This window comes from Rhizobium sp. 01T444 (assembly GCF_056398305.1).
The window spans coordinates 304,185-328,208 of record NZ_JBFTPD010000002.1; the positions used below are offsets into that span (position 1 = coordinate 304,185).

The window sequence follows — 24,024 nt, forward strand, 5'->3', positions numbered from 1 at the left end:
CCTTCTGTCTCGAAATCCGACCGAAGAGGAATGGCAACAAAAAACCCGCCTCTTCGGCGGGTTGCTGCATCTTTGAAACGCAAGCGCGTGCTAACCCACCATCGGAATGATGGCGAGTAGGAGCTTTGAATTGGTGCGCGCGGGGTTCATGCCTTTTTTGATGACACGGAACCGCTTTCCTGTCCAGACGCCGGCAGCGCGGTCAGTTTGACAATGTGCCAATGGACTATGCCGAGCGTGTTCCTCACGAGCTCTGTGTCTTCGGTATGGACATTTGAAAAATGGCGCACCCGACAGGATTCGAACCTGTGACCTTTGGAATCGGAATCCAACACTCTATCCAGCTGAGCTACGGGTGCATCCCTGACGATGTGACTCGTCGTCCGATGACGTGGTTCTTAGCCTAGCTTTGGCTCTGCTTCAATCGCGAAGTTCACGGAAATTCTGGGACTTGGCTTTTAAAGCGATTTCCGGCCAAGCTGTTGCCGAAATGAAAACTCCGCCGGTCCTTTCGGGCGGCGGAGTTTCCTTGTCGAGCTATCGGTCGATCGGACCTGCATGGCGCCGGGGCCGACCTTCGCCGTTTCCTGCGGACCCAGCGCTGCTGTCGGCTCGTCCATGATCAGGATGCGGGCGTTGAACAGGATGGCGCGGGCAATGGCGACGGACTGGCGCTGGCCGCCTGACAGTGCCTTGACCGGCTCCTTGAAGCGCTTAAAGTTCAGGTTCAGGCGGCCCATCACTTCGTCCCCGACGGTGCAACGGCCCGCAACGCGGTCCTGACGATCGCATCGCCGAACTCCGGCGAGACCGGGCGATGGCCGACCAGCAGCCGGAAGAAGACCGGTCCGTAGATCATGTCGAGCAGCGCCTCCATATCAAGCGGCGGAACGATCTCTCCCCGAGCCAGCGCCCCCTCCAGGATGACGCGACCCGCGTTGCGGCTCGACAGGATCACCTGATTGCGGAAGGCCTTGGTGAATTCGCTTTCCGGGTCGGCGGCAGCGAGTGCCATGGTGATCTGCCGCCCGCGCGTGCTCGCAAAGGCAGTCACCAGTCCGCTCATCTGCGCGCCGAGAGCCGCCTGCGCCGTGCCCCCTCCGACCTCCGCTTCCGGTAGCCGGTTGACCAGAAGGGCGGCCATCGCCAGTTCCTGCGCGTTGGCCCAGGAACGGTAGATCGTCGGCTTGCCGACACCGGACCGCGCCGCCACGGCTTCGATCGTCATGCGGCCAAAACCTTCGGCCATCAGGATTTCATGGGCGGCCTCCAAGGCACGCCTCTGCGCAGCAGCGCTTGGCGGCCGCCCTCGTTTCTTCGGTGTTGCGTTATTCTCTTGACTCATATCTTTACGATACGTAACGTTAATATAAGAACCAGTCAAGGAGGGTCATCCATGCCGAGTTTTGCCCGAAAAGTGAGCTCCTACTTCATCGTCAAGGATGCGGCGCGGGCCATCGACTTCTACAAGGAGGCTTTCGGCGCCACGGAAGTCTTCCGCATGACCGATCCTTCGGACGGGCGGATCGGCCATGCCGAGCTGCGTTTCGGAGAGACGCTGATGATGTTGGCAGACGAGTATCCGGACTTCGGCGCCCTGTCTCCCGATACCGTCGGAGGCTCTCCGGTGACCTTCCACATGGACACGGTGTCGACCGACGCAGCACTGGCGCAGGCGCTGTCGGCCGGGGCGACGATGTTGCGCCCGGCTACCGACCAGAGTTTTGGCGAGCGGGTGGCGCAGGTGCTTGATCCCTTCGGTTATCGCTGGATGCTGTCGCAAACCATCGAGCAGGTCACGCCTGAGGAGATGCAGCGCCGCTGGAACGAGGACATGTCGGCGTGAGTGCCGCAGCCCTTGAAGCGCTAGAGGAGGCTGAGCGCGCCTTCAACGCGGCGATGGTTTCCAACGATCCCGTCAAGATCGCCGCCTGCATCACGAAGGACTGGGTGCTGGTGACGCCTGAGCGTGGCCCAATCCCTGCACAGGCTATTCTTTCGGCGATCGGATCCGGTGTCCTGAGCCATGACACGATGACCAAGACGACGCATCACGTCCATCTGCTCGGCAATGTCGCCACGGTTACCGGTCGCGGGCAGAACACGGGAATGTTCCGTGGCGAACCGATATCAGCCGACGAATGGATCACCGACGTCTATCACCGGGAGGGCAACAGGTGGCGGTGCGTACTGACCCACCTCTCCCCGGCCAGGAGCGGTGCCTAGCGTCCCTTGCGGCGGATGCCGCCTGTCTCACTGATCCACGAAGAGGTCATGCGCGACGCCCGCAGCCCTTTCTTAGAGCCACGTAATCCATAAAAACTCCGCCGGCCTTGCGGGCGGCGGAGTGTGATTGTCGCAGCGCTGGTCGCCTTGCGGCGGTCAGACCTGCATGGCGCCAGGGCCGGGGATGGCCTTGGGGGGCACCTTGCCGAGGATGATCATGCCGAGGACTTCGTCCTTGGTGACATCTTCGGTGCGGGCGTGGCCGACGACCTGGCCGTTTTTCATCACCGAGACACGGTCCGCGAGGTCGAAGACGTCGTGGATGTCGTGGCTGATCAGGAAGATGCCGATGCCTTCCTTCTTCAGCTGCTTGATGAGCTCGCCCACCTGCGCCGTTTCCTGCGGACCAAGGGCTGCCGTCGGCTCGTCCATGATCAGGATGCGGGCGTTGAACAGGATGGCGCGGGCAATGGCGACGGACTGGCGCTGGCCGCCGGAGAGTGCCTTGACCGGCTCCTTGAAGCGCTTGAAGTTGGGGTTCAGGCGGCCCATCACCTCGCGGGCGGAATGTTCCATCGCGACGTCGTCGAGCGTGCCCCAGCGGGTCTTCAGCTCGCGGCCGAGATAGAGGTTGGCGGCGGCGTCGACATTATCGGCGACGGCCAGCGTCTGGTAGATCGTCTCGATGCCGAACTTCTTGGCATCGCGCGGATTGCGGATGTCGGCCGGTTCGCCATTGATCAGGATCTCGCCCGAGTCACGCTTGTAGGCGCCGGAGAGGATCTTGATCAGCGTCGACTTGCCGGCGCCGTTATGGCCGAGAAGGGCCACGACTTCGCCGGGATAGAGGTCGACCGAGGCATTGTCGACCGCGTGGATACCGCCGAAGGAGATCGAGATATTCTTCAGTTCGACAAGGGGAGTGCGTTGTTCAGCCATGGTTCGTACTCCTCTTACTTCGCACGGGAGCGATAGACAGTGTCGAGCCAGACGGCAATGACGAGCACCGCGCCGACGACGACGTTCTGGATGGGCGTATCGACATTTGCGAGACCCATGCCTGACTGGAGCGACTGCATGACGAGCGCGCCGAGCATGGCGCCGGCAATCGTGCCGGTACCGCCTGCCAGAGACGTGCCGCCGATGACGGCTGCTGCGATCGTATAGAGTTCGTAGGTCGTGCCCTGCGAATTGGCGGCGGCGTTGAGGCGTGCCGTGGAGATCGCGGCGGCCACCGCTGCGAGGAAGCCCATCAGCGCGAAGATGCGCACCGTGACCCAGCGGGTCTTGATGCCGGCGAGTTCTGCCGCTTCCGGGTTGCCGCCGATCGCGAAGACGTAGCGGCCGAAGCGCAGGCGCGTGGCGATGAAGGTCATCACGATGCCGACGAGGATGGCGATCAGCACCGGCACGGCGATGCCGTAGGGGATCATCAGGCCGGTTTCCGGCATGGTGATGTTATTGGCTTCGGCATAGCGCTTGGCGATGGCCGGCGGCCAGTAATAGATCGTGGAGACCCAGATGGCGCCGAGCACCATGGCACAGCCGAGCACGCCGAGGACATATTCGGCCCAGAGCGGACGGCGCGGGAAGTTGAAGCGCCGGCGCTGGTGACGCGAGCCGATGATGGAAATGACGATCAGCACGCAGGCAGCCGCACCGATGATCCAGCTCCAGGTGGCGCCGATTGCGCCTTCGGCGCCGCCGCCCATGATGCGGAAGGTGGTGTCGAGGGGGGCGACCGTCTGGCCGCTCGTGACATACCAGGCAAGGCCGCGCCAGGCGAGGAAGCCGCCGAGGGTGACGATGAAGGAGGGAACGCCCATGAAGGCGATGATGACGCCCTGGAACAGGCCGATCGCCGAGCCGACGATGAGGCCGCAGATCAGCGTGATGACCCAGGTGAAGGAATTGTCGAAGCCCAGATATTGCGGCAGGAACTTCGCCTGGACCACACCCATGATCATGGCGACGAAGCCAAGGATCGAGCCGATCGACAGGTCGATGTTTCTGGTGACGATGACCAGCACCATGCCGGTCGCCAGAACCGCGATTTCGGTCGTCTGGACGGAGAGGTTCCAGAGGTTTCTGGGCGTGAGGAACAGGCCGCCGGTATAGAAGTGGAAGCCGACCCAGATGACCAGCAATGCGCCGATCATGCCGAGAAGGCGGGTGTCTATTTCCGTTGCCCTGAGGAAGCGCGTGAAGGGGCCTTCAACTGCCGTGCGCGGGCCGGAGGAGGTCGATTGGGTGATGTCTGCCATGGGTTTGCCGTTTCCCCCATTTGTTTGGGCGCAGGCCTGCTCCTGAKAGGAATAGCTGGCCGATGACCGCCTGTTCTTGTTGTGACCACCGGGACGCTTCCGAAAATAGCCGATCACAACGGCACTATTCTGGCAGGGAATCAAAGCATCCGCGATGTGCGCGAGAACGGAGAAGCACCACTGAGCGGGCTTCATCCGCATCCGGCGCCGCAGCGGATGGCCGCTGCGGCGCCGGTATTTCAGATCGTCAGGCGAGGATTAGTCGCAAGCCTTGACGGAGCCGGCCTTGACGCCCTGGCAAGCTTCAGCCTTGGAGATCCAGCCGGCGTCGATGACGACGTTCAGGTTGTCCTTGGTGATGGCGAGCGGGGTCAGGAAGATGGACTGCATCTTCACCTTCTTCGGGCCGCCTTCGAAGGTCTGCACACCTGCAACCTTGTCGAGGGCCGTGCCGCCGGCGAGATCGAGAGCGACTTCGGCAGCGCGCTTGCCGAGTTCGCGGCTGTCCTTCCAGACGGAAACCGTCTGCGTGCCGAGAGCGATGCGGTTGAGTGCTGCCTTGTCGGCGTCCTGGCCGGAAACCGGAACGGTGCCGGCGAGGCCCTGTGCGTCGAGAGCGGCGACGGCGCCACCGGCCGTACCGTCGTTGGAAGCAACGACAGCGTCAACCTTGTTGTTGTTGGCGGTCAGGAACTGCTCCATGTTGCGCTGAGCGTTCTGCGGCAGCCAGCCGTCGGTATAGGCTTCGCCGACATTCTTGATCTTGCCGGCGTCGATTGCAGCCTTCAGGACTTCCTGCTGACCTGCGAAGAGGAAGTCAGCGTTCGGGTCGGAAGACGAGCCCTTGATGAAGACGTAGTTGCCTTCCGGCTTTGCCTTGAAGACGCCCTGAGCCTGCAGGCGGCCGACTTCCTTGTTGTCGAAGGTGATGTAGAAGGCAGACGGGTTTTCGATCAGGCGGTCGTAACCGACGACCGGGATACCTTCGCTGGCGGCCTTTTCAACCGCCGGACCGATGGCGTCGGAGTCCTGAGCGAGAATGATGAGGGCGTTTGCGCCCTGGGAGATCAGCGACTCAACGTCGGTGAGCTGCTTTGCAGCCGAAGACTGTGCGTCAGCGGAAATGTACTTTGCGCCCTTGGCTTCCAGAGCCTTCTTGATGGCGGCTTCGTCCGTCTTCCAGCGTTCTTCCTGGAAGTTGGACCAGGAAACGCCAACGACGAGGTCGGCAGCCATGGCAGCCGACTGCAGCGAAACGAGAATGGCAGCACCTGCCATCAGCTTATAAATAGACTTCATAATGTCCTCCCGAGTGAATTGCAGCCGGCCCAGCCTCTGCTCCTCCGGCCACCGCGAAAGCCTGTCCAGAAAGGTTCGGATTTTTTTCTCGACAGTCGAGAAATTTAGTGTCAGAGATTTTTTCAACTGTCAACACCGCACTACCGGCTTAATTTCCTTTGACTGGAGGGGCTGGAGATGCTGTGGCAAACCAAGGGCGGAACGAACGGGGAAGAGGCGGCGATAGATGCTGACCAAGTCGAGCACGGAGCTCGTACGGCAGAGAAACAGCGTGCTTGTGCTCGCCACTCTTCGCCGCCACGGGCCACTTGCTCACACTGAAATATCCGATTTCACGCGGCTTTCGTCCGCGACCGTTTCTGCGATCACGGCCGATCTCGAAAAGGCGCAGGTGATCGAAAAATCCGAGCACCAGGCAGCGAGCGGGCGAGGGCGCCCGCGCGTGCTTCTGCGCCAGCGCCGCGACTGCGGCTATCTCATCGTCGTCATCATCTCCTCGGACGCCGTGCAATATTCGCTCGTCGATTACTCGGGCAAGCTGATCGACCGTTTCAGCGAGGAAAGGTCGCATGATCCCGATGGGGCTGGCCGCTTCGTGAACGGGGTGCGGGCGGGGCTTGAGCGTATCCTGTCGCGCTCGCGGATCGAACGGGAGAAGGTGCTGCTCATTTCGATCAGCAGCAAGGGGCTGGTCAACTCATCCGAACCGGTTCTCGTCTGGTCGCCGATCTTCGGCAGCGACCAGATCGATTTCGAACTGGCGCTCAAGCCGGAATGGAAGGCGAAGGTCATTCTCGACAACGAGACGCTGCTGGTCGCTGCCGCCCTCGGCGCGCGTGAGGAGAATGTCAAAGGCGCGGATTTCCGCTCGCTGGCCGCCCTTTCGCTCGGCCACAGCATCGGGCTTGGGATCGTGCGGCGGACGACCCATGGCGGGCATGAAGTCTCCGCGCCCAATTTCGGGCATATGCTGCATATGGCCAATGGCGGGCTTTGCCGGTGCGGCACGCGCGGCTGCATCGAAGCCTATGCCGGTTTCTACGCGATCCTGCGCACCGCCTTCGAAGTGCCGCTCGATACGATCCCGGCAAAGTTCGTGCCAGTGGCCGAGCTCGACAAGATCGCGGCGCGGGCCCGGCAGGGCCATCGTATCTCGGGCTTTGCCTTCCGGCAGGCGGGGCTGGCACTCGGCAACGGGCTGTCGCGCATGCTGAGCCTGACGGAGCGCATGCCGATCGCGATCACCGGACCCGGCACGCGCTATTACGATCTGCTGCGGCAGGGGATCGAGGAGGGGCTCGGCCAATCTCATATGGTGCGCATGGAGGGCATGCCGGAACTCAGGGTCGTCGCGGACGAACAGATTCTCGTCTTCGAAGGACATCTGAACCGGGCGCTGGCCGTCATCGATGAGGATATCGTCGTGGCCGGTCTCCAGGGAACGGATTGAAACGCAGGATACTGCTTAAACGAGAAATGGCCGGGCAAGAGCCCGGCCATCTCATTATGGCGACCGTCGGGAGAGGGCGGTCAGCCGATCTTGATGAGCTTGCCTTCCTTGACCGACTGGACGGCGGCATCTGCGAGCGCGAGAGCAGCCAGGCCATCGGCGCCGGAGGGGGAAATCTTCGAGCCCTTTTCGATCGCGGCGATGAAGCTTGCGATCTCGTTGGCATAGGCTTCGGTGTAACGGGTCATGAAGAAGTCATGCAGCGGCGGGCGGGTATAGCCTTCGCCATTGGCGACTTCGATCGAGACCGGACGCTGGTTTTCGGCCGAAACGAGACCCTTGGAGCCGTGAGCCTCGATGCGCTGGTCGTAGCCATAGGTGGCGCGACGCGAGTTCGAGATCACGGCCTGCTTGCCGGATGCGGTCTGCAGGATGACGGAGACGCTGTCATAGTCACCGGCTTCGCCGATCGCCTTGTCAACGAGCACTGCGGCCGTTGCAAAAACGGAGACCGGCTCTTCGCCGAGCAGGAAGCGGGCCATGTCGAAATCGTGGATCGTCATGTCGCGGAAGATGCCGCCCGAACGCTTGATGTAATCGACCGGCGGGGCGCCGGGATCGCGCGAGGTGATCGTCACCATCTCGACATCGCCGATCTTGCCTTCGTCGATGACCTTGCGCACCGCCATGAAATGCGGGTCGAAGCGGCGGTTGAAGCCGACCATCAGCTTGGCGCCGGTTTCTTCCACGACCTTGATGCAGGCTTTTACGCGCGCAACGTCGAGATCAATCGGCTTTTCGCAGAAGATCGCCTTGCCTGCGCGGGCAAAGCGCTCGATCAGGTCGGCATGGGTGTCGGTCGGCGTGCAGATGACGACGGCGTCGATATCCTTGGCGGCCTCGATCGCTTCAATGGTGCGCACTTCGCAGCCATAGGCGGAAGCGATCGCTTCGGCAGCCTGCGGGAAGGCGTCGGCGACGGCCACGAGCTTTGCATTGGCATCGCCGCTGACGGCCTTTGCATGGACCTTGCCGATGCGGCCGGCGCCGAGAAGACCAAATCTCACTGTCATTACTGCCTCCCTATATTCGGAACAAATAAACCGAATTGATATAAGTTTGGAATTTTCATTCCATTTTCCAATCGCCGCGTCAAGTCCGCGGGCCTTTCACATTTGTGAAATCCATCCTAAAGACAAGTGACGTCATCACAACAGTGAGACGTGCGTCATCACAAGAGTGAGACGGCGTTATCACGACAATAGGACAGAGATGCAGCTGATCGATCCTAACCATCCGACCTATCGACACCTTTGGGTTCGTGTCCTCATCGTCGTGGTCTGTTTCGGATGGGCGATCTTCGAATTCATCGGCGGCGACCCCTTCTGGGGCGTGCTTGCGGGCGGCGCCGGCGCCTATTCCTTCTATATGCTGATCTGGACCTTCGATCCGAAGCCGCCGGAAACGGCAGCAGTTGTCACACCCGATGATGAGGACGGGGACAAGCCGGCAATAGAAGAAGAGAAGAAGGCCGAATAATTAAGGCGTGCCGCGATCTTTCGGATGCGCGGCACGCTTCAGGTCCTTGTTTTCACGCATATCGTGCTTGCAAAACCGCTGCACAGTTTTGCGTGACACGAGTTCTCCGGCCCTCCGATTCGGCGCGGAAGGCCCGCAGCTGGTCAGAGCGACAGCTCTTTGGCTTGTGCGTCGATCTTTTTGCAGGCATCCCCGAACGGATCGCGCATCGGCACCAATGGCGAAGCACCAAGGAGGAGAAGCGCTTTCAAGTGTTTCCAGCCGCCTTCCTCGCCCAGCACCGGCGCATAGGACGTCATCGTGGTGCGTTCCTCACCGTAGAGGCGCTTGTATTCCGCAAAATTGGAGAAGTCCTCGTGATTGCTCCCCAGGAGATGGAAGGTCTCGGCCGCGGCACCTTCGGCAAGGATGACTTCATGCGTGTCGAGCAGAACGGCATAGTACTCGATCGACATGTCGTCGGCCGGGGTGACCGGTGCAATGGTGGTACCGTTCACGAGATCGTTCACGCGGATCAGAACGCCGTTCAGATACAGCGCATGGTCCGGTGACAGGTAGAGATCGGAATGTGGTGTGCGGCTATCCAGCGCGTGGCGGGAAACCCGGATCGGCACGACGCCTTCATGCCAGCGTGCGCCGCTCTTCTTGAAGACCTGGCGGCCGACCCATTTGATGGGACGGGTGCTCCCGTCCGGAAGGGCAACGCGATCGCCGATGCGCAGATCCTCGACGGGCTTTTCACCGCAATCCGTGAGGATCGCCGTCCCGCGTAGGAAACACTGCGGGCCGCCGCCACCGCCACCGTTTCCGCCAGAGCCTCCGTGTCCACCGGAGCCGCCGTGTCCGCCAGAGCCTCCATGTCCACCGGAGCCGCCCCGCCCCCAAAGCCGCCCCAATGCATTCGCGGGAGAGGTGGAAATTGCCGTCGCCAATGCCGCAACGCCGGCAAGCCGGGCACCGGCCGCAGCGGCAACACCTAGAAAATGTCTGCGCGCGGTATTGCGTGGCAGCTTAGGATCTTGCGTGGATGACATGCTGGTGTCCTTCGATAACATTAACACCGGCCTATGTTACAAAAGGTTGTATCGCATTCAATTTCGCTAAATAGCGTTGAGGCCTAATGAAAAGGGAGTAGGCACGGTATGTTGGCGTGCCGAAATATGCTGTCGCCTGTACCAAAAAGCTGAGGAATTATCTGCTACTAAAACGCGAAATATTCAATCGGGCTGCTATCAGTACCGGTTGAGTTGTCAGAAAAAAGCAGTGTAGACAAGCCGCAAAGCGAGCCGGAAACGCCAGCCGTCCAAAGCCTGGAACGCGTCAGATCGTTCGACGGCGGACAGGGAAGCTTCAGCTGCGCGGCAGGCGGCGCATCGCCTCGTCGATCAGCAGGTTGGCGATCATCATGCGTCTGTTGGCATTGGCGCGGAAAGGCTCTGCGACACCATCAGGATGATTGGCCTTGGCGAAAGCGCGCCGTTTCTCGTTCAGCGTCTGTTGCGTATCGGCAGATGAAATCGACAGGTCCGCGGCAATCTCTTCCGGTGCAATGCGGGCGAGGTGATCGGGCATGATCGGTTCGGGCGCCAGCGGGGGAGGCGCCGCAATCGCCGGCTCGGGGCGGAGATTGTCGAAATAGGCTTGCCCGACCCGCTGCGAAGCAGCCGAAACACCCTCCATCACATCGAAGGCGAGGCCTGTCGGAAAGCCGGGAACGCGATGGGCGGCCGGCTCTTCCGCTTCCCCGGCGTCTTCCTCTTTCAACCGTTCGAGAACGGATTGGAATATCGATTGTCCGAACAGCATGCGCCTTCCTTTTCGAGCGGCGCATTAGACGGCGCCAAGTTGGCGCCGGGCTGGATTTCGATACACGATCCTGAGCCTGTCCCGGTCAGATTGAAGCATTCTGGTGGCCACAGTAAATCTTGGCGTGGTGCCGGCCTGGTGAAATCCCATGCCTGGCGAACTGTCCGCAATGTATTGTGTCCAGAGCCGGTCGCCACGACAGGGGCAGTATTTGTGGACAAGGAAATGGGGGCGCGTATGACAGCGTGGAAGCGGACAATACAATGGACCGATTGGGACGGAGACGGACTTGAGCGTCTTTCCATCCTCCACAATGATGAGGGTGTGCTTGCGGAAGGTGTGGTGACCGGACAGTTCGAAGCCGGCAAATATGATCTGACCTACCGGTTGGTGATCGACCCGCATTGGCGGGTGCGCGAAGTTGGGGTTCAGATCGCCAAGGGTCCAAGACTGCACATTCTGTCTGACGGCCGCGGTCGTTGGGTCAACGGGAATGGCTCGGAGATTTCCGATTTGGCCGGGTGCATCGATGTCGATATTGCAGCAACACCCTTCACCAACACCCTGCCAATCCGGCGGCTTGAACAAAGAATAGGTGTCGCCGAGGGCATCAATGCTGCCTATGTTTCCTTGCCGGACCTGATCGTCGAACCCGTCAAACAGCGCTATACCAAACTTGCCGAGAACCGTTTTCTCTATGAGGGCCTATCAACCGGATTTTCCGCTGAACTCGAGGTCGACGGCGACGGCATCGTGCTGGATTACCCGGGCGTTTTCAGAAGATTGTCGTAGCATGCGTGTCGTTCAGTCCGGGTATCTTGAAGGCCCCAGCCCTCAGCCTGCCGGATGCTCTCTTCCAGAATGAGATCGTAGAGCAGCCGGGCGCTCGGCGGCAGGGCGCGCTCGCGGACGGTGATCAGGCTGTAGGGCTTGACGTTGATCTCGAAATCGATCGGCAGGATGCGCACGTCGGAGGCGTTCGAGCTCTGAGAGGCGAGAAACTGGGCGACATCGACGGCGACGGGGGCAATGGCATCCGTCTCGCAGATGATCGCGCAAGTCAGCAGCAGCGAAGAGGTGTTAACGATGTTTTCCGGAAGCCGAACGGCGCGCGACAGGAAGATATCCTCTATCGTGCGGCGTAGCAGCGTGCCCGGCGGCTGGAACACCCAATCGTAATCCTTGATCTCCGACAGGCTGCTTGGGCTCTTCTTCTTTAAGAGGGGATGGCGGCTGCGCACGATCAGGCAGGCTTTCTCGACGCCGATCTCGCGGACCTCGAAAAGGCGCGGGTTGAGGTCATCGGGGATGSGGCTGATGATGAAGTCGTGGCGGGCGGCGAGAAGTTCGCGCGCCAGCACATTGCTGGTCTCGACCTGGATGTTGACCTCGATGCCGGGAAAGGTCTTGCGCACCGTGTTGATGGCGGGAACGACGAGGCTCATGGCGGGCGCGGTGACGGCGCCGATGAAGACCGAGCCGCCCTTGCCGCTCTTCAATTCGCCGATCTCGCGGCTTGCCTCACGCAGCTCCAGAAGGATCTTGCGCGCACGCCTGGCGAGAGCTTCGCCGAAGGTGGTCAGCACCACGCCGCGGGCAACCCGCTCATAGAGCGGAGTCTTCACAATCGACTCCATTTCGGACAGCATTCGGGAGGCCGCCGGCTGCGATATGTTCAGCACCTCTGCGGCAGCCGAAATCTGCCCGCTATCTTCGATTGCGACAATCATACGCAGGTGATTCAGCTTAAGTCCTGCACGTAGAAGGCCGTCATCGCCAAAATTGTCGCTGTTAATGTCGACATGTTCCAAAGAAAATGGCTCGGAGATAATCGTCATGGTTGCAGCCTCCCCACTGCGCTCCATCAAAAGTAATACTTTTTAACGATATACCAAATTTGTTATGCACATTACCAGTTATTCTATTTGACAGTTATAGGAATCCATACCAGTTTGCCGCCGTGTGCTGGTTGGCACTCAACACGTGTGAGATCGTGGAGGAGACCTACTTCGTTTCTCACCATCTGAAGTAACTATCCAATACGGAACCTGCCACAGTTTCGGGGCGGGCGATTTTTCGTCCGCTAATCTTTAACAAGGGAGAGAGAAATGAAATCCATTATCTCATTGATGGCTGCGGCTGCTTTCGGCGTCGCATCGTTCGTTATGCCGGCTATGGCGGCCGACAAGGGCCTGGTTGGCATCGCAATGCCGACGAAGGCTTCGGCTCGCTGGATCGACGACGGCAACAACATCGTCAAGCAGCTCCAGGCTGCCGGCTACCAGACCGACCTGCAGTATGCTGACGACGATATTCCGAACCAGCTTTCGCAGATCGAAAACATGGTCACGAAGGGCGCCAAGGTTCTCGTCGTCGCTTCGATCGACGGTACGACCCTTTCCGACGTTCTCCAGAAGGCTCATGACGCCGGCATCAAGGTCATCGCTTATGACCGCCTGATCCGCGACTCGGCCAATGTCGACTACTATGCCACGTTCGACAACTTCCAGGTTGGCGTTCTCCAGGCTGGCACGATCGTCGACAAGCTCGGCCTCAAGGACGGCAAGGGCCCGTTCAACATCGAACTCTTCGGCGGTTCGCCGGACGACAACAACGCCTTCTTCTTCTATGACGGCGCAATGTCTGTCCTGCAGCCCTACATCGACTCCGGCAAGCTCGTCGTGAAGTCCGGCCAGACCGGCATGGACAAGGTCGGCACGCTGCGTTGGGATCCGGCAACGGCCCAGGCCCGCATGGACAACCTGCTCTCGGCTAACTACACCGACGCCAAGGTTGACGCTGTCCTGTCTCCTTACGACGGTCTGTCGATCGGTATCCTCTCGTCGCTGAAGGGCGTCGGCTACGGTTCGGCTGGGCAGCCGCTGCCTGTCGTCACCGGCCAGGACTCGGAAATCCCGTCGATCAAGTCGATCATCGCTGGCGAACAGTATTCGTCGATCTTCAAGGATACCCGCGATCTGGCGAAGGTCACCGTTTCGATGGTTGATGCCGTCATGTCCGGCAAGGAGCCTGAAGTCAACGACACGAAGACCTACGACAACGGTGTCAAGGTCGTTCCGTCCTACCTGCTGAAGCCGGTCGCCGTGACCAAGGAGAACTACAAGGCAGTTCTCGTTGATGGCGGTTACTACAAGGAAGACCAGCTGAAGTAATATGAATGGCCGGAACCCGCGCGATTGCGGGTTCCGGTCTTCGATTCTATGATCGCCGGGTCATTTCTGGTCGCGGCGTTGGGTTTTTAGTCATGGAAAATACAATCCTCGAAATGCGGAACATCACCAAGACGTTCCCGGGCGTCAAGGCGCTCGAGAATGTGAACCTCAAGGTTCGTCAGGGTGAGATCCATGCATTGGTGGGCGAAAACGGGGCCGGCAAGTCGACCCTGATGAAGGTGCTCTCCGGCGTCTATCCGGCAGGAAGCTATGATGGCGACATCGTCTATGAAGGCGATGTGCGCAACTTCAGGGTCCTGAAGGATTCCGAAGAAATCGGTATCGTCATCATCCACCAGGAACTGGCGCTGGTACCTCAGCTTTCAATCGGCGAAAACATCTTCCTCGGTAATGAAAACGCCAAGAACGGCGTCATCAGCTGGGGCGATACATTCAATCGCACGAAGCAATTGCTCGCCAAGGTGGGCCTGGCGGAATCTCCGAACACGCTCGTCACCGACATCGGCGTCGGCAAGCAGCAGCTCGTCGAGATCGCCAAGGCATTGTCGAAGAGCGTCAAGCTGCTCATTCTCGACGAGCCTACCGCATCGCTGAACGAAAGCGATTCCGATGCGCTGCTCACCCTGCTGATGGAATTCCGCAAGCAGGGCATCACCTCGATCATCATTTCCCACAAGCTGAACGAGATCCGCAAGGTCGCCGACCAGATCACGGTCCTGCGCGACGGCATGACCGTCAAGACGCTCGACTGTCACAAGGACGAGATCAGCGAAGACATCATCATCAAGAACATGGTGGGCCGAGACCTCGCGGACCGTTATCCGCCGCGCTCCGTGCCGATCGGCGAGACGATCTTCGAAGTCAAAAACTGGAATGCCTTCCACCAGCAGCATCGCGACCGCCAGGTCCTGCACGACATCAACGTGAATGTCCGCAAGGGCGAGGTCGTCGGCATCGCGGGCCTGATGGGCGCCGGCCGCACCGAATTCGCCATGAGTGTCTTCGGCAAGTCCTATGGGCACAAGATCACCGGCGACGTCTTCGTCGACGGCAAGAAGGTCGATACGACGACGGTGCGCAAGGCGATCGACGCCGGTCTCGCCTATGTGACCGAAGACCGCAAACACCTTGGCCTCGTGCTGGGCGAAACAATCGTTCACAACACGACGCTTGCCAATCTGGAAGCGGTGTCGAATGCCACCGTTATCGACAGTGTCAGGGAATCGCGCGTCGCCTCCGACTATCGGTCGAAGCTGCGCATTCGTTCCTCCAGCATCTTCCAGGAAGCGGTCAACCTGTCGGGCGGCAACCAGCAAAAGGTCGTTCTGTCGAAATGGTTGTTCTCGGATCCCGAAGTGTTGATCCTGGACGAACCGACGCGCGGCATTGATGTTGGCGCCAAATATGAAATCTATACTATCATCAACCAGCTCGCGGCTGACGGTAAAGGCGTTCTGATGATTTCATCGGAAATGCCTGAGCTTCTTGGTACGTGCGACCGCATCTACGTCATGAACGAAGGACGTATCGTTGCGGAACTGCCGAAGGGAGAAGCGAGCCAGGAAACCATCATGCGCGCCATCATGCGCTCAGGAGAGAAGAAACAATGACGCCGATCAATCAACCCATCACCGAGCAAGGGCGTGTCGTCTCCATCGGCGAATTTGTTCGAGGCAACATCCGTGAATACGGCATGTTCATCGCGCTCATCGCGATCATGGTGTTCTTCCAGATCTCGACCGGCGGCGTTCTCTTCAGGCCGCTCAACCTGACGAACATCATCCTGCAGAACTCGTTCATCGTCGTCATGGCGCTGGGCATGCTGCTGGTGATCGTTGCCGGCCATATCGATCTTTCGGTCGGCTCCGTCGTCGGTTTCATCGGCGCCATCGCCGCCGTCATGACGGTGCAGTGGCATATGAACTATGTGCTCGCGACCGTTATTTGTCTGGCCGTGGGTGCGCTGGTCGGCGGCGTTCAGGGTTATTTCGTCGCCTATCACAAGATCCCGTCCTTCATCGTTACGCTCGCCGGCATGCTGGTCTTCCGCGGCCTGACACTGACCGTGATGACGGGAGCCGGAACGGGCACCAGCATCGGTCCGTTCCCTCCGGCCTTTCAGCTGATCAGCATCGGCTTCCTGCCCAACCTTTTCGATATGGGCGGCATCAACTCGACCTCGATCATCCTGACCGTCATCGGCGCCGTGACCCTCGTCTATCTGGCATGGCGCGCGCGCAAGTCGAACGAAAAGCACGGCAACGACGTCGAGCCTCTGGGCTTCTTCATTGCGCAGAACGGCATCGTCGCTCTCGCCATCCTGGCGCTCGGCTATCAGCTGTCGATCTACAAGGGCTTCCCGAACGTGCTCGTCATCATGCTGGTGCTGATCACGGCTTACGCTTTCATCACGCGTCGCACGACGATCGGCCGCCGTATCTACGCGATGGGCGGTAACGAGAAGGCAACGAAGCTCTCCGGTATCAACACCGAGCGGCTGACCTTCCTCACTTTCGCAAATATGGGTCTGCTTGCCGGTCTGGCTGGTCTGATCGTTGCGCTGCGTCTCAACTCGGCAACGGCGAAGGGCGGCTTCGGCCTCGAGCTCGACGTGATCGCGGCCTGCTTCATCGGCGGCGCATCGGCACAGGGCGGCGTGGGCAAGGTGACCGGCGCTGTCATCGGCGCTCTGATCATGGGTATCATGAACAACGGCATGTCGATCCACGGCCTTGGCACTGACTCCCAGCAGATGGTCAAGGGTGCAGTGCTTCTCGCTGCCGTCTTCTTCGACGTCTATAATAAGAACAAGGGCTGAGTTTAGGCTCAGCCCCCGCATCGCAGTCATATGAAAATTGAATTCCGGCTCCGGATGGAGCCGGAGCGGCGAAGCTTTGTCATCGCCAAACGAAAAGGATGAAGACCGTGCTTATTTCGCAGATCAAGGGCGCAAACGGAGAGATCATCGTCGCCGTGCGCGAACCGGGTGCCGCCGCCAAGGCCGTCAAGGGTGCTGTGAGCGTCTACGCTCTGGCGATGGAAGCCGCAGATAGTGGCAAGTCGCTCGTTTCCGTTATCGAGGCTCGCGGATATGGCGAACCCGTCGATCTTGAAAAGGCCTATGCCGAGGGACGCTTCCTGCCGCCGATCACCCATCCGGATGCCGCGCATCTGCACCTGACCGGTACGGGCCTGACGCATCTGGGCTCCGCCGCGACGCGCGATTCCATGCACAAGAAGACCTCCGAGGCGGCAGAGGAAACGCTGACCGACTCCATGAAGATGTTCAAGATGGGTCTTGAAGGCGGCAAGCCGGCTGCCGGCCAGAAGGGCGTGCAGCCCGAATGGTTCTACAAGGGCAATGGCTATGGCGCTGCTGCTCCGGGCGCCCCGCTTGTTTCGCCGTCCTTCGCGCTCGACGGCGGCGAAGAGCCTGAGATGGCCGGCATCTATGTCATCGCCAAGGACGGCACGCCGTTCCGTATCGGCTTTGCACTGTCGAACGAGTTTTCCGACCACGTCACCGAGCGGATCAACTATCTCTTCCTCGCCCATTCCAAGCTGCGTCCGGCAAGCTTCGGTCCGGAAATCCGCATCGGTGTGGCTCCAGAGGATATCCGTGGCACCTCGCGCATCAAGCGCGGCAACCAGGTAATCTTCGAGAAGCCGTTCCTGTCGGGCGAAGCGAACATGTCGCACACTTTCGTCAATCTGGAATATCACCATTTCAAATATGGCCTCTTCCGCGTGCCGGGTGATGTGCATGTACATATGTTCGGTACGGCGACGCTTTCCTTTGCCGATGGCATCAAGGCGGAAGAGGGCGATGTCTTTGAAATCGAGGTGGCCGAATTCGGCCTGCCGCTGCGCAACCCGCTGAAGGTTGCTGCCGAAGAAGAGATCGCCGTCAAGCAGCTCTGATTTCCAAGACCGGCCGCCATGCAAGCGGCCGGTCATTTGTCTAGAGGAGGCTCCAAGGCCCATGACCGTCCATCAGAATCTCATCGCCGGTGAATGGACCGGCACCAATGCCGCCGAGAATATCAATCCGTCCGACACGAACGAGGTCGTCGGCCTCTACGCTCAGGCGAGCGCCGAGGATGCCAAGGCTGCGATCGCTGCTGCCAAGGCCGCCTTTCCGGCCTGGTCGCGCTCCGGCATCTGGGAGCGCCACGTCATCCTGAAGAAGGCCGGCGACGAGATCATGGCACGCAAGGACGAGCTTGGTGCTCTGCTTGCCCGCGAGGAAGGCAAGACGCTTCCCGAAGCGATCGGCGAAACGATCCGCGCATCGCAGATCTTCGAATTCTTCGCAGGCGAAGCACTGCGCCTTGCCGGCGAGGTTGTTCCCTCGGTGCGTCCCAACATTGGCGTCGAGATCACTCGCGAGCCGCTCGGTGTCATCGGCATCATCACGCCCTGGAACTTCCCGATCGCCATCCCGGCCTGGAAGATCGCTCCGGCGCTTTGCTATGGCAACACTGTCGTCTTCAAGCCGGCGGATCTGGTTCCTGGCTGTTCCTGGGCGATTGCGGATATCCTGCACCGCGCGGGCCTGCCGAAGGGCGTCCTGAACCTCGTCATGGGCAAGGGCTCGGTCGTGGGGCAGGCCATGCTCGACAGCCCCGACATTGCCGGCATCACCTTTACCGGTTCGACAGGCACGGGCAGGCGCGTCGCCACCTCCTCCATCGAGCATAACCGCAAGTTCCAGCTGGAAATGGGCGGCAAGAACCCGATGGTCGTGCTCGACGACGCCGACCTGACCGTGGCCGTCGAGGCCGCTGCCAATTCCGGCTTCTTCTCCACCGGCCAGCGCTGCACGGCGTCGTCGCGGCTGATCGTCACCGAGGGCATCCACGACAAGTTCGTTGCAGCACTCACCGAAAAGCTGAAGACCGTCGTCGTCGACAATGCCATGAAGCCCGGCACCCATATCGGCCCTGTCGTCGATGCCCGCCAGCTTCAGACCGATACCGATTATATCAAGATCGGCAAGGAAGAGGGCGCCAAGCTTGCCTTCGGCGGCGAGCTCATCTCGCGCGAAACACCCGGCTTCTACCTGCAGCCGACGCTCTTTACCGAAGCGACCAACCAGATGCGCATCTCGCGCGAAGAGATATTCGGACCTGTCGTTTCCGTGATCCGCGTGAAGGATTACGAAGAGGCGCTGGCAACTGCCAACGACACGCCGTTCGGCCTGTCGGCGGGCATTGCCACGACGAGCCTCAAGCATGCGACGCATTTCAAGCGCAACTCCGAGGCCGGCATGGTGATGGTGAACCTGCCGACCGCCGGCGTTGATTTCCACGTTCCCTTCGGCGGCCGCAAGGGCTCGTCCTACGGCCCGCGCGAGCAGGGCAAGTACGCCGCCGAATTCTACACAACCGTCAAGACCGCCTACACGCTGGCTTGAGACGAAGTGCGATAACCCTGATCGTACGAGGCGATCAGGGGATATCCTGAAGGACAGAAATTATGAAGAAGAAAGCAGAATGGCCGCGCAAGCTGAGGTCGCAGGAATGGTACGGCGGCACGAGCCGCGACGTGATCTACCACCGCGGCTGGCTTAAGAACCAGGGATATCCGCACGACCTGTTCGACGGCCGCCCGGTCATCGGTATCCTTAATACCTGGTCGGATATGACGCCGTGCAACGGTCATCTGCGCGAGCTTGCCGAAAAGGTGAAGGCAGGTGTCTGGGAGGCCGGCGGCTTCCCGCTCGAGGTGCCGGTCTTCTCGGCATCCGAAAATACTTTCCGCCCGACCGCGATGATGTATCGCAACCTTGCCGCACTCGCCGTCGAAGAAGCGATCCGCGGCCAGCCGATGGACGGCTGCGTGCTGCTCGTCGGCTGCGACAAGACCACGCCGTCGCTGCTGATGGGCGCTGCCTCCGTCGACCTGCCATCGATCGTCGTCACCGGCGGTCCGATGCTGAACGGCTATTTCCGCGGCGAACGCGTCGGCTCCGGCACGCATCTCTGGAAGTTCTCCGAAATGGTGAAGGCCGGCGAGATGACGCAGGCCGAATTCCTCGAGGCCGAAGCGTCGATGAGCCGTTCGTCGGGCACCTGCAACACGATGGGCACGGCTTCCACCATGGCATCCATGGCTGAAGCGCTCGGCATGGCACTCTCCGGCAATGCCGCGATCCCGGGTGTCGATTCCCGCCGCAAGGTGATGGCGCAGCTGACCGGCCGCCGCATCGTGCAGATGGTCAAGGACGACCTGAAGCCTTCCGATATCATGACCAAGCAGGCCTTCGAAAACGCCATCCGCACCAATGCGGCCATCGGCGGTTCGACCAATGCCGTCATCCACCTGCTGGCCATGGCCGGCCGTGTCGGCGTCGACCTGACGCTCGACGATTGGGACCGCTGCGGCCGCGACGTTCCGACCATCGTCAACCTGATGCCGTCGGGCAAGTACCTCATGGAAGAGTTCTTCTATGCCGGCGGCTTGCCTGTCGTGCTGAAGCGTCTCGGCGAAGCCGGCCTGCTGCACAAGGATGCGGTGACGGTTTCGGGCGAGACCGTCTGGGATGAAGTCAAGGACGTCGTCAATTGGAACGAGGACGTCATTCTTCCGGCCGAAAAGGCGCTGACCTCATCGGGCGGCATTGTTGTGGTGCGCGGCAATCTCGCGCCTAAGGGCGCGGTGCTGAAGCCGTCTGCCGCCTCGCCGCACCTGATGGTGCACAAGGGCAGGGCGGTCGTCTTCGAGGACATCGACGACTACAAGGCCAAGATCAATGATGACAATCTCGACATCGACGAGACCTGCATCATGGTCATGAAGAACTGTGGTCCGAAGGGCTAYCCSGGCATGGCCGAAGTCGGCAACATGGGTCTGCCGCCCAAGGTGCTCAAGAAAGGCATTACCGACATGGTGCGCATTTCCGACGCCCGCATGTCCGGCACCGCCTACGGTACCGTCGTGCTGCATACCTCGCCGGAAGCCGCTGTCGGCGGCCCGCTTGCTGTCGTCAGAAATGGCGACATGATCGAGCTCGATGTGCCGAACCGTCGTCTGCATCTCGACATTTCCGAAGAGGAACTGGCGAAGCGTCTCGCCGAGTGGCAGCCGAATCATGATCTGCCGAAGTCCGGCTACGCCTTCCTGCATCAGCAGCATGTCGAAGGCGCCGACACCGGCGCCGACCTCGACTTCCTCAAGGGATGTCGTGGAAGTGCTGTCGGCAGGGACAGCCACTAACGGACGTATCGACCGTAGATTGATGGAAGGCGGGGTGAGAACCCCGCCTTTTAGCTGAAATGTTCGCAAATATCTGTCGCGAAACTCCGGCTCTTACGGGTGGTTTTGCGACAGAAATTTACGGGAAAGTTCGGTGCTGGCCGCCTTGTCTTGAAAGTCAGGAACTCCGCTAGAGGCTGAATGCGCGAAATGCCAACCRTCATTTTGACCGCGCAGCGCAATCGCCGATTTTGTCATCGACAATCGTCAGCCAAGGCCATCGCTGCAGGTACTGATTGCACTTATCCAGAAATAAGCCACGCTGAGGATTGAGAGGGTTCAGGCGCAGGATGCCATTCCACATGTCATCCAAGCCATCGGGCGCATAAAGGCTGCCGTCGCTAAGGCGAATACCGATCCTTGTGCAAAGGGTGAGGTAACGGTCGATGCCATCCTCCGCCTTTTGCAACGTCGGATATTCCGCCCCAAACTTGTCCTTGTACCAGAGATGGACCCGAGCTTGGTTCTTGATCTCCACCTTTACAGGTAGATCGGCGACGGCCTGCTGCACCCGGCGAATGACAGCGTCTTCGGCGTCCCATGACAGGTCGGAGTCGTCGAAGTAGAAGACGTCATAGTCCTTTATCCCGTGCTGAGGATCATAACCCGACTTTAGATTCCAAACCGTCTGCACGAGGCAGCCGGCGGTCAGAATGCCTTGAGGAATCCGGAGGAGGCCCAGCCGGCTTAGCAATTCGGCGTTTATCGGGTTCCGGCGGACAGACTCGATAAATTGCTGCTCGCTAAGCGACATAGCCTCTCCTATTGTCCAATAGCTTCCCCAAATCGGTTATCCCGAAAATCCCAACTGTTCGAAAGTCAGGGATTTTGCGGGGAGATAGAGACTTGACCGGCGGCACCGGATCGCCGGTCTGTGGAAGAAGGCGTTATGGAAGCCGATCGGGTGTCAACCGCTGGAGCGCAGGCGGTCTTCTTCCACCTCAAGCTGTTCGAAGAGCATACGGATCGCCGGCCATTTGCGGTGGAAGGCGGCGACGCAAGCCGGATCGAAATGCGTGCCGCTGCAGGCGATGATTTCCCGGTAGGCCTTGTCGATCGGCCATGCCTGCTTGTAGGGCCGCTCGGAGCAGAGCGCATCGAAGACATCGGCAACGGCGACGATGCGGGCCTCGATCGGTATCTGTTCGCCGGCAAGGCCCTGCGGGTAGCCGGTGCCGTCCCATTTTTCGTGGTGGCCGCCGATGATGGCGGTGGCGACGCGCGAAAGCTCGGCGGAACTGTTGCGCAGGATCGAAACGCCGATCGGCACATGCTCGCGCATCTTCTCGATCTCGTGCGGCTCCAGCTTGCCGGGTTTCTGCAGGATGGCGTCGGGAATGCCGATCTTGCCGATATCGTGCAGGGGCGCGGCGAGATAGATGTTGCGGCGCTGGATGCGGTCCATGCCGAGGCCTTCGGCAATCAGTTCGGCGATGTTGGCGACACGTTCGATGTGATCGCCGGTATTGCCGTCACGCGAGGCCATGGCCTGCGCCAGACACCAGACGATCTCCTGCTCGCGGATATCGGCTCGTTCGGTGGCACGGCGGAAAGCCTGATCGAGCGAGCGGGCACGGTCGACGAGGGCAAGCTGGGCGCTGCGCAGGGCGAGAAGATTGAGGATGCGAGCCTCGAGTTCCAGCGGATCGAAGGGTTTTGCCAGGAAGTCCGTGGCGCCGGCCTCCAGCGCTTCCAGACGCACGGAGCGTTCCGTCTGGGAGGTCACCATCACGATGGGTACGGTTTCATAGCCGCGCTGGCTGCGCAGGCGGTGGATCACGGTGATACCGTTGAGCTCGGGCATCATGTAATCGACCAGCACGAGATCGAATTCGACTGTTCTCGTGCGCTCGAGGGCTTCCAGCGGATTGGTGAAGCTTTCGATCTCGCAGCTGGCGAAGCGGCGGACGGCGGTTTCAAGGGCAAGCAGGCTGGATTTGCTGTCATCGATAATAAGAAGAGACATAAAACGACCTGCTGAAATCTCAAAACAGGCCGGCGCGCTGTGCGCCGGTGCCCACAAATGCGGGCCTTATGAGCGCACAGCTTCCGCCAGCCGGTTTAAGATCGGGTTAGCTCGAAGTAGAGAATTGGTTGCAACAGCAATTATTGCGTGTTTCGGCACGCAGAGAAGCCGCGGCAAATTGGCTGCTTTTGTCAGCTCTGGCTTTGGCTCTGCATCTGGTCGCTGTCCTCGACCTTTACGGTGACCGACAGTTTTTCACCTGGAGTGCCGATGCGCATGCCCGACACGGGAGCCGCATCGCGATAGCAGAGGCCGGAGGCCATGCGGACATAGCGGTCATCCGGGCAGATCTCGTTGGCAGGATCGAAGCCGACCCAGCCGAGGCCTGGAATATGCGCCTCGCCCCAGGCATGGGTGGCAGCCTGATCGACCTTTTCTTCCATCATCAGATAGCCGGAGACGTAGCGCGCCGGAATATCCAGGGCGCGCGCCGCGGTGACGAAGATATGGGCATGGTCCTGGCAGACGCCGGTCTTCCTCTCCAGCGCCTGTTCGGCAGTGGTTTCGGTGCTGCTGGTGCCGGGCTTGTATTCCACTGCCTCGTGGATCGCCGCCATCAACGCATGCATGCGGGCAAGATCGTTCTCACCGCTCACGCCCTTGGTCAGTTCCTTTACCAGTTTGCCTGCCTTGGTGAGCGGCGTATCGCGCAGGAAGAGCCAGAGCGGGCAGAAGCCGGTATGGGGGCCGGTCACGCCGTTGCGGTCTTCGGTCTCGATCTCGCCTTCGGCGACAATGCGCGTCACCTGCTGTTCGCCTTCCAGCGAGACGAGGTTCACATGGTTGCCGAACTGGTCGTCATATTCGACTTCCGGCTTGGCGCCTTCGACATGGAGGGACCAGTTGAGCACGGTCTGGCCGATCGCGGTCGGTGGTGTCAGGCGCAGCCGCTGCAGGGAAAACTGCGCCGGTTCGTCGTAGCGGTATTCGGTGAGGTGGCTGATCTTCAGTTTCATGATCTGA

At 60.3% G+C, this 24,024-nt stretch carries 21 protein-coding genes, 1 tRNA gene and 2 pseudogenes; 11 read left to right on the plus strand and 13 right to left on the minus strand.

From position 1 onward, the window contains the following. Positions 1–282: 282 nt before the first annotated feature. The 3 genes and pseudogenes from AC1DTN_RS04255 to AC1DTN_RS04265 all read right to left on the minus strand — a co-directional run bounded on the left by AC1DTN_RS04255 (position 283) and on the right by AC1DTN_RS04265 (position 1,345). Positions 283–359, minus strand: a tRNA-Arg gene (locus AC1DTN_RS04255). Positions 360–548: 189 nt separating this feature from the next. Further along, positions 549–746: pseudogene (locus tag AC1DTN_RS04260) on the minus strand (ATP-binding cassette domain-containing protein); the annotation flags it as partial. Further along, positions 740–1,345 carry a TetR/AcrR family transcriptional regulator gene (locus AC1DTN_RS04265; RefSeq protein WP_439016146.1) on the minus strand — a complete coding sequence of 202 codons (606 nt, stop codon included), beginning with the start codon at positions 1,343–1,345 and terminating at the stop codon, positions 740–742. The pseudogene AC1DTN_RS04260 and the gene AC1DTN_RS04265, both read right to left, overlap by 7 nt. Before the next feature lie 51 nt (positions 1,346–1,396). Here AC1DTN_RS04265 and AC1DTN_RS04270 point away from each other — a divergent pair, with 51 nt between their 5' ends. Together AC1DTN_RS04270 and AC1DTN_RS04275 are read left to right on the plus strand one after the other, a co-directional pair. Next, complete coding sequence (locus tag AC1DTN_RS04270) at positions 1,397–1,846, plus strand: VOC family protein (protein WP_439016145.1); 450 nt, start codon at positions 1,397–1,399, stop codon at positions 1,844–1,846. After that, positions 1,843–2,226 (plus strand): nuclear transport factor 2 family protein, encoded by a 384-nt coding sequence (locus tag AC1DTN_RS04275; RefSeq protein WP_439016144.1) that lies wholly within the window; start codon positions 1,843–1,845, stop codon positions 2,224–2,226. The genes AC1DTN_RS04270 and AC1DTN_RS04275 overlap by 4 nt, the downstream gene beginning before the upstream one ends. A gap of 156 nt (positions 2,227–2,382) precedes the next feature. Here the strand turns inward: AC1DTN_RS04275 and AC1DTN_RS04280 are convergent, their stop codons facing one another. From AC1DTN_RS04280 to xylF, 3 genes are all read right to left on the minus strand, one after another. Next, entirely contained in the window at positions 2,383–3,165 is a 783-nt protein-coding gene (locus AC1DTN_RS04280) for an ATP-binding cassette domain-containing protein (protein WP_007815343.1), read from the minus strand. Between the two features lie 14 nt (positions 3,166–3,179). After that, positions 3,180–4,490 (minus strand): sugar ABC transporter permease, encoded by a 1,311-nt coding sequence (locus tag AC1DTN_RS04285; RefSeq protein ID WP_439016143.1) that lies wholly within the window; start codon positions 4,488–4,490, stop codon positions 3,180–3,182. 258 nt (positions 4,491–4,748) lie between these two features. Then, positions 4,749–5,789 (minus strand): D-xylose ABC transporter substrate-binding protein, encoded by a 1,041-nt coding sequence (xylF, locus tag AC1DTN_RS04290; protein WP_007815345.1) that lies wholly within the window; start codon positions 5,787–5,789, stop codon positions 4,749–4,751. Positions 5,790–6,015: 226 nt separating this feature from the next. Between xylF and AC1DTN_RS04295 the strand changes: the two genes are divergently transcribed. After that, a complete protein-coding gene (locus tag AC1DTN_RS04295; protein ID WP_113322473.1) occupies positions 6,016–7,239 on the plus strand; it encodes an ROK family transcriptional regulator in 1,224 nt (407 codons plus the stop codon). A gap of 80 nt (positions 7,240–7,319) precedes the next feature. Here the strand turns inward: AC1DTN_RS04295 and iolG are convergent, their stop codons facing one another. After that, positions 7,320–8,312 (minus strand): inositol 2-dehydrogenase, encoded by a 993-nt coding sequence (gene iolG, locus AC1DTN_RS04300; RefSeq protein WP_007824705.1) that lies wholly within the window; start codon positions 8,310–8,312, stop codon positions 7,320–7,322. A 199-nt stretch (positions 8,313–8,511) separates the two neighbouring features. Between iolG and AC1DTN_RS04305 the strand changes: the two genes are divergently transcribed. Next, positions 8,512–8,778 (plus strand): hypothetical protein, encoded by a 267-nt coding sequence (locus tag AC1DTN_RS04305; protein ID WP_113322472.1) that lies wholly within the window; start codon positions 8,512–8,514, stop codon positions 8,776–8,778. Positions 8,779–8,921: 143 nt separating this feature from the next. On the opposite strand, the gene AC1DTN_RS04310 is transcribed toward AC1DTN_RS04305, so the two are convergent. Then, positions 8,922–9,812, minus strand: coding sequence for a Hint domain-containing protein (locus AC1DTN_RS04310; protein ID WP_477920027.1), 891 nt, complete (start codon positions 9,810–9,812; stop codon positions 8,922–8,924). Between the two features lie 316 nt (positions 9,813–10,128). Next, positions 10,129–10,584: a hypothetical protein gene (locus AC1DTN_RS04315; RefSeq protein ID WP_113325145.1), complete on the minus strand. Its 456-nt coding sequence runs from the start codon at positions 10,582–10,584 to the stop codon at positions 10,129–10,131. Between AC1DTN_RS04315 and AC1DTN_RS04320 the strand changes: the two genes are divergently transcribed. Continuing rightward, positions 10,570–11,376, plus strand: coding sequence for a putative glycolipid-binding domain-containing protein (locus AC1DTN_RS04320; RefSeq protein ID WP_442207050.1), 807 nt, complete (start codon positions 10,570–10,572; stop codon positions 11,374–11,376). The genes AC1DTN_RS04315 and AC1DTN_RS04320 overlap by 15 nt on opposite strands. A 44-nt stretch (positions 11,377–11,420) precedes the next feature. Here AC1DTN_RS04320 and AC1DTN_RS04325 read toward each other — a convergent pair. Further along, positions 11,421–12,422: pseudogene (locus tag AC1DTN_RS04325) on the minus strand (LysR family transcriptional regulator); the annotation flags it as partial. Positions 12,423–12,692: 270 nt separating this feature from the next. On the opposite strand from AC1DTN_RS04325, the gene chvE reads away from it, so the two are divergent. The 6 genes from chvE to araD all read left to right on the plus strand — a co-directional run bounded on the left by chvE (position 12,693) and on the right by araD (position 20,996). Then, on the plus strand, positions 12,693–13,757 hold the full coding sequence (gene chvE / locus AC1DTN_RS04330; protein WP_007824697.1) for a multiple monosaccharide ABC transporter substrate-binding protein: 1,065 nt from the start codon (positions 12,693–12,695) through the stop codon (positions 13,755–13,757). Positions 13,758–13,849: 92 nt separating this feature from the next. Then, positions 13,850–15,388 carry a multiple monosaccharide ABC transporter ATP-binding protein gene (mmsA, locus tag AC1DTN_RS04335; protein WP_310386720.1) on the plus strand — a complete coding sequence of 513 codons (1,539 nt, stop codon included), beginning with the start codon at positions 13,850–13,852 and terminating at the stop codon, positions 15,386–15,388. Further along, positions 15,385–16,596, plus strand: a complete 1,212-nt coding sequence (gene mmsB, locus AC1DTN_RS04340) for a multiple monosaccharide ABC transporter permease (RefSeq protein ID WP_113325148.1) — start codon at positions 15,385–15,387, stop codon at positions 16,594–16,596. Before mmsA ends, mmsB begins: the two co-directional genes overlap by 4 nt. 107 nt (positions 16,597–16,703) lie before the next feature. Next, positions 16,704–17,699: an AraD1 family protein gene (araD1, locus tag AC1DTN_RS04345; protein ID WP_162748148.1), complete on the plus strand. Its 996-nt coding sequence runs from the start codon at positions 16,704–16,706 to the stop codon at positions 17,697–17,699. 61 nt (positions 17,700–17,760) lie between these two features. After that, the gene (locus tag AC1DTN_RS04350; RefSeq protein ID WP_007824693.1) at positions 17,761–19,194 is read left to right on the plus strand and encodes an aldehyde dehydrogenase family protein; all 1,434 of its coding nucleotides are present in this window, start codon (positions 17,761–17,763) and stop codon (positions 19,192–19,194) included. A gap of 62 nt (positions 19,195–19,256) precedes the next feature. Then, the gene (araD, locus tag AC1DTN_RS04355; RefSeq protein WP_113325151.1) at positions 19,257–20,996 is read left to right on the plus strand and encodes an L-arabinonate dehydratase; all 1,740 of its coding nucleotides are present in this window, start codon (positions 19,257–19,259) and stop codon (positions 20,994–20,996) included. 199 nt (positions 20,997–21,195) lie between these two features. Here the strand turns inward: araD and AC1DTN_RS04360 are convergent, their stop codons facing one another. The 3 genes from AC1DTN_RS04360 to AC1DTN_RS04370 form a co-directional block, all read right to left on the minus strand. Next, positions 21,196–21,789: a nucleotidyltransferase family protein gene (locus tag AC1DTN_RS04360; protein WP_442207049.1), complete on the minus strand. Its 594-nt coding sequence runs from the start codon at positions 21,787–21,789 to the stop codon at positions 21,196–21,198. 153 nt (positions 21,790–21,942) lie between these two features. Continuing rightward, a complete protein-coding gene (locus AC1DTN_RS04365) occupies positions 21,943–23,001 on the minus strand; it encodes an HD domain-containing phosphohydrolase (RefSeq protein WP_442207048.1) in 1,059 nt (352 codons plus the stop codon). A gap of 191 nt (positions 23,002–23,192) precedes the next feature. Further along, a complete protein-coding gene (locus AC1DTN_RS04370; RefSeq protein WP_113325155.1) occupies positions 23,193–24,017 on the minus strand; it encodes a transglutaminase family protein in 825 nt (274 codons plus the stop codon). Positions 24,018–24,024: the final 7 nt, after the last annotated feature.

Excerpts from the sequence above, each read along its gene's own strand:
- AC1DTN_RS04265 (WP_439016146.1), bottom strand. The coding sequence starts at position 1,345 with ATGAGTCAAGAGAATAACGCAACACCGAAGAAACGAGGGCGGCCGCCA.
- AC1DTN_RS04270 (WP_439016145.1), top strand. The coding sequence starts at position 1,397 with ATGCCGAGTTTTGCCCGAAAAGTGAGCTCCTACTTCATCGTCAAGGAT.
- AC1DTN_RS04280 (WP_007815343.1), bottom strand. The coding sequence starts at position 3,165 with ATGGCTGAACAACGCACTCCCCTTGTCGAACTGAAGAATATCTCGATC.
- AC1DTN_RS04285 (WP_439016143.1), bottom strand. The coding sequence starts at position 4,490 with ATGGCAGACATCACCCAATCGACCTCCTCCGGCCCGCGCACGGCAGTT.
- xylF (WP_007815345.1), bottom strand. The coding sequence starts at position 5,789 with ATGAAGTCTATTTATAAGCTGATGGCAGGTGCTGCCATTCTCGTTTCG.
- AC1DTN_RS04295 (WP_113322473.1), top strand. The coding sequence starts at position 6,016 with ATGCTGACCAAGTCGAGCACGGAGCTCGTACGGCAGAGAAACAGCGTG.
- iolG (WP_007824705.1), bottom strand. The coding sequence starts at position 8,312 with ATGACAGTGAGATTTGGTCTTCTCGGCGCCGGCCGCATCGGCAAGGTC.
- AC1DTN_RS04305 (WP_113322472.1), top strand. The coding sequence starts at position 8,512 with ATGCAGCTGATCGATCCTAACCATCCGACCTATCGACACCTTTGGGTT.
- AC1DTN_RS04310 (WP_477920027.1), bottom strand. The coding sequence starts at position 9,812 with ATGTCATCCACGCAAGATCCTAAGCTGCCACGCAATACCGCGCGCAGA.
- AC1DTN_RS04315 (WP_113325145.1), bottom strand. The coding sequence starts at position 10,584 with ATGCTGTTCGGACAATCGATATTCCAATCCGTTCTCGAACGGTTGAAA.
- chvE (WP_007824697.1), top strand. The coding sequence starts at position 12,693 with ATGAAATCCATTATCTCATTGATGGCTGCGGCTGCTTTCGGCGTCGCA.
- mmsA (WP_310386720.1), top strand. The coding sequence starts at position 13,850 with ATGGAAAATACAATCCTCGAAATGCGGAACATCACCAAGACGTTCCCG.
- mmsB (WP_113325148.1), top strand. The coding sequence starts at position 15,385 with ATGACGCCGATCAATCAACCCATCACCGAGCAAGGGCGTGTCGTCTCC.
- AC1DTN_RS04350 (WP_007824693.1), top strand. The coding sequence starts at position 17,761 with ATGACCGTCCATCAGAATCTCATCGCCGGTGAATGGACCGGCACCAAT.
- AC1DTN_RS04360 (WP_442207049.1), bottom strand. The coding sequence starts at position 21,789 with ATGTCGCTTAGCGAGCAGCAATTTATCGAGTCTGTCCGCCGGAACCCG.
- AC1DTN_RS04365 (WP_442207048.1), bottom strand. The coding sequence starts at position 23,001 with ATGTCTCTTCTTATTATCGATGACAGCAAATCCAGCCTGCTTGCCCTT.
- AC1DTN_RS04370 (WP_113325155.1), bottom strand. The coding sequence starts at position 24,017 with ATGAAACTGAAGATCAGCCACCTCACCGAATACCGCTACGACGAACCG.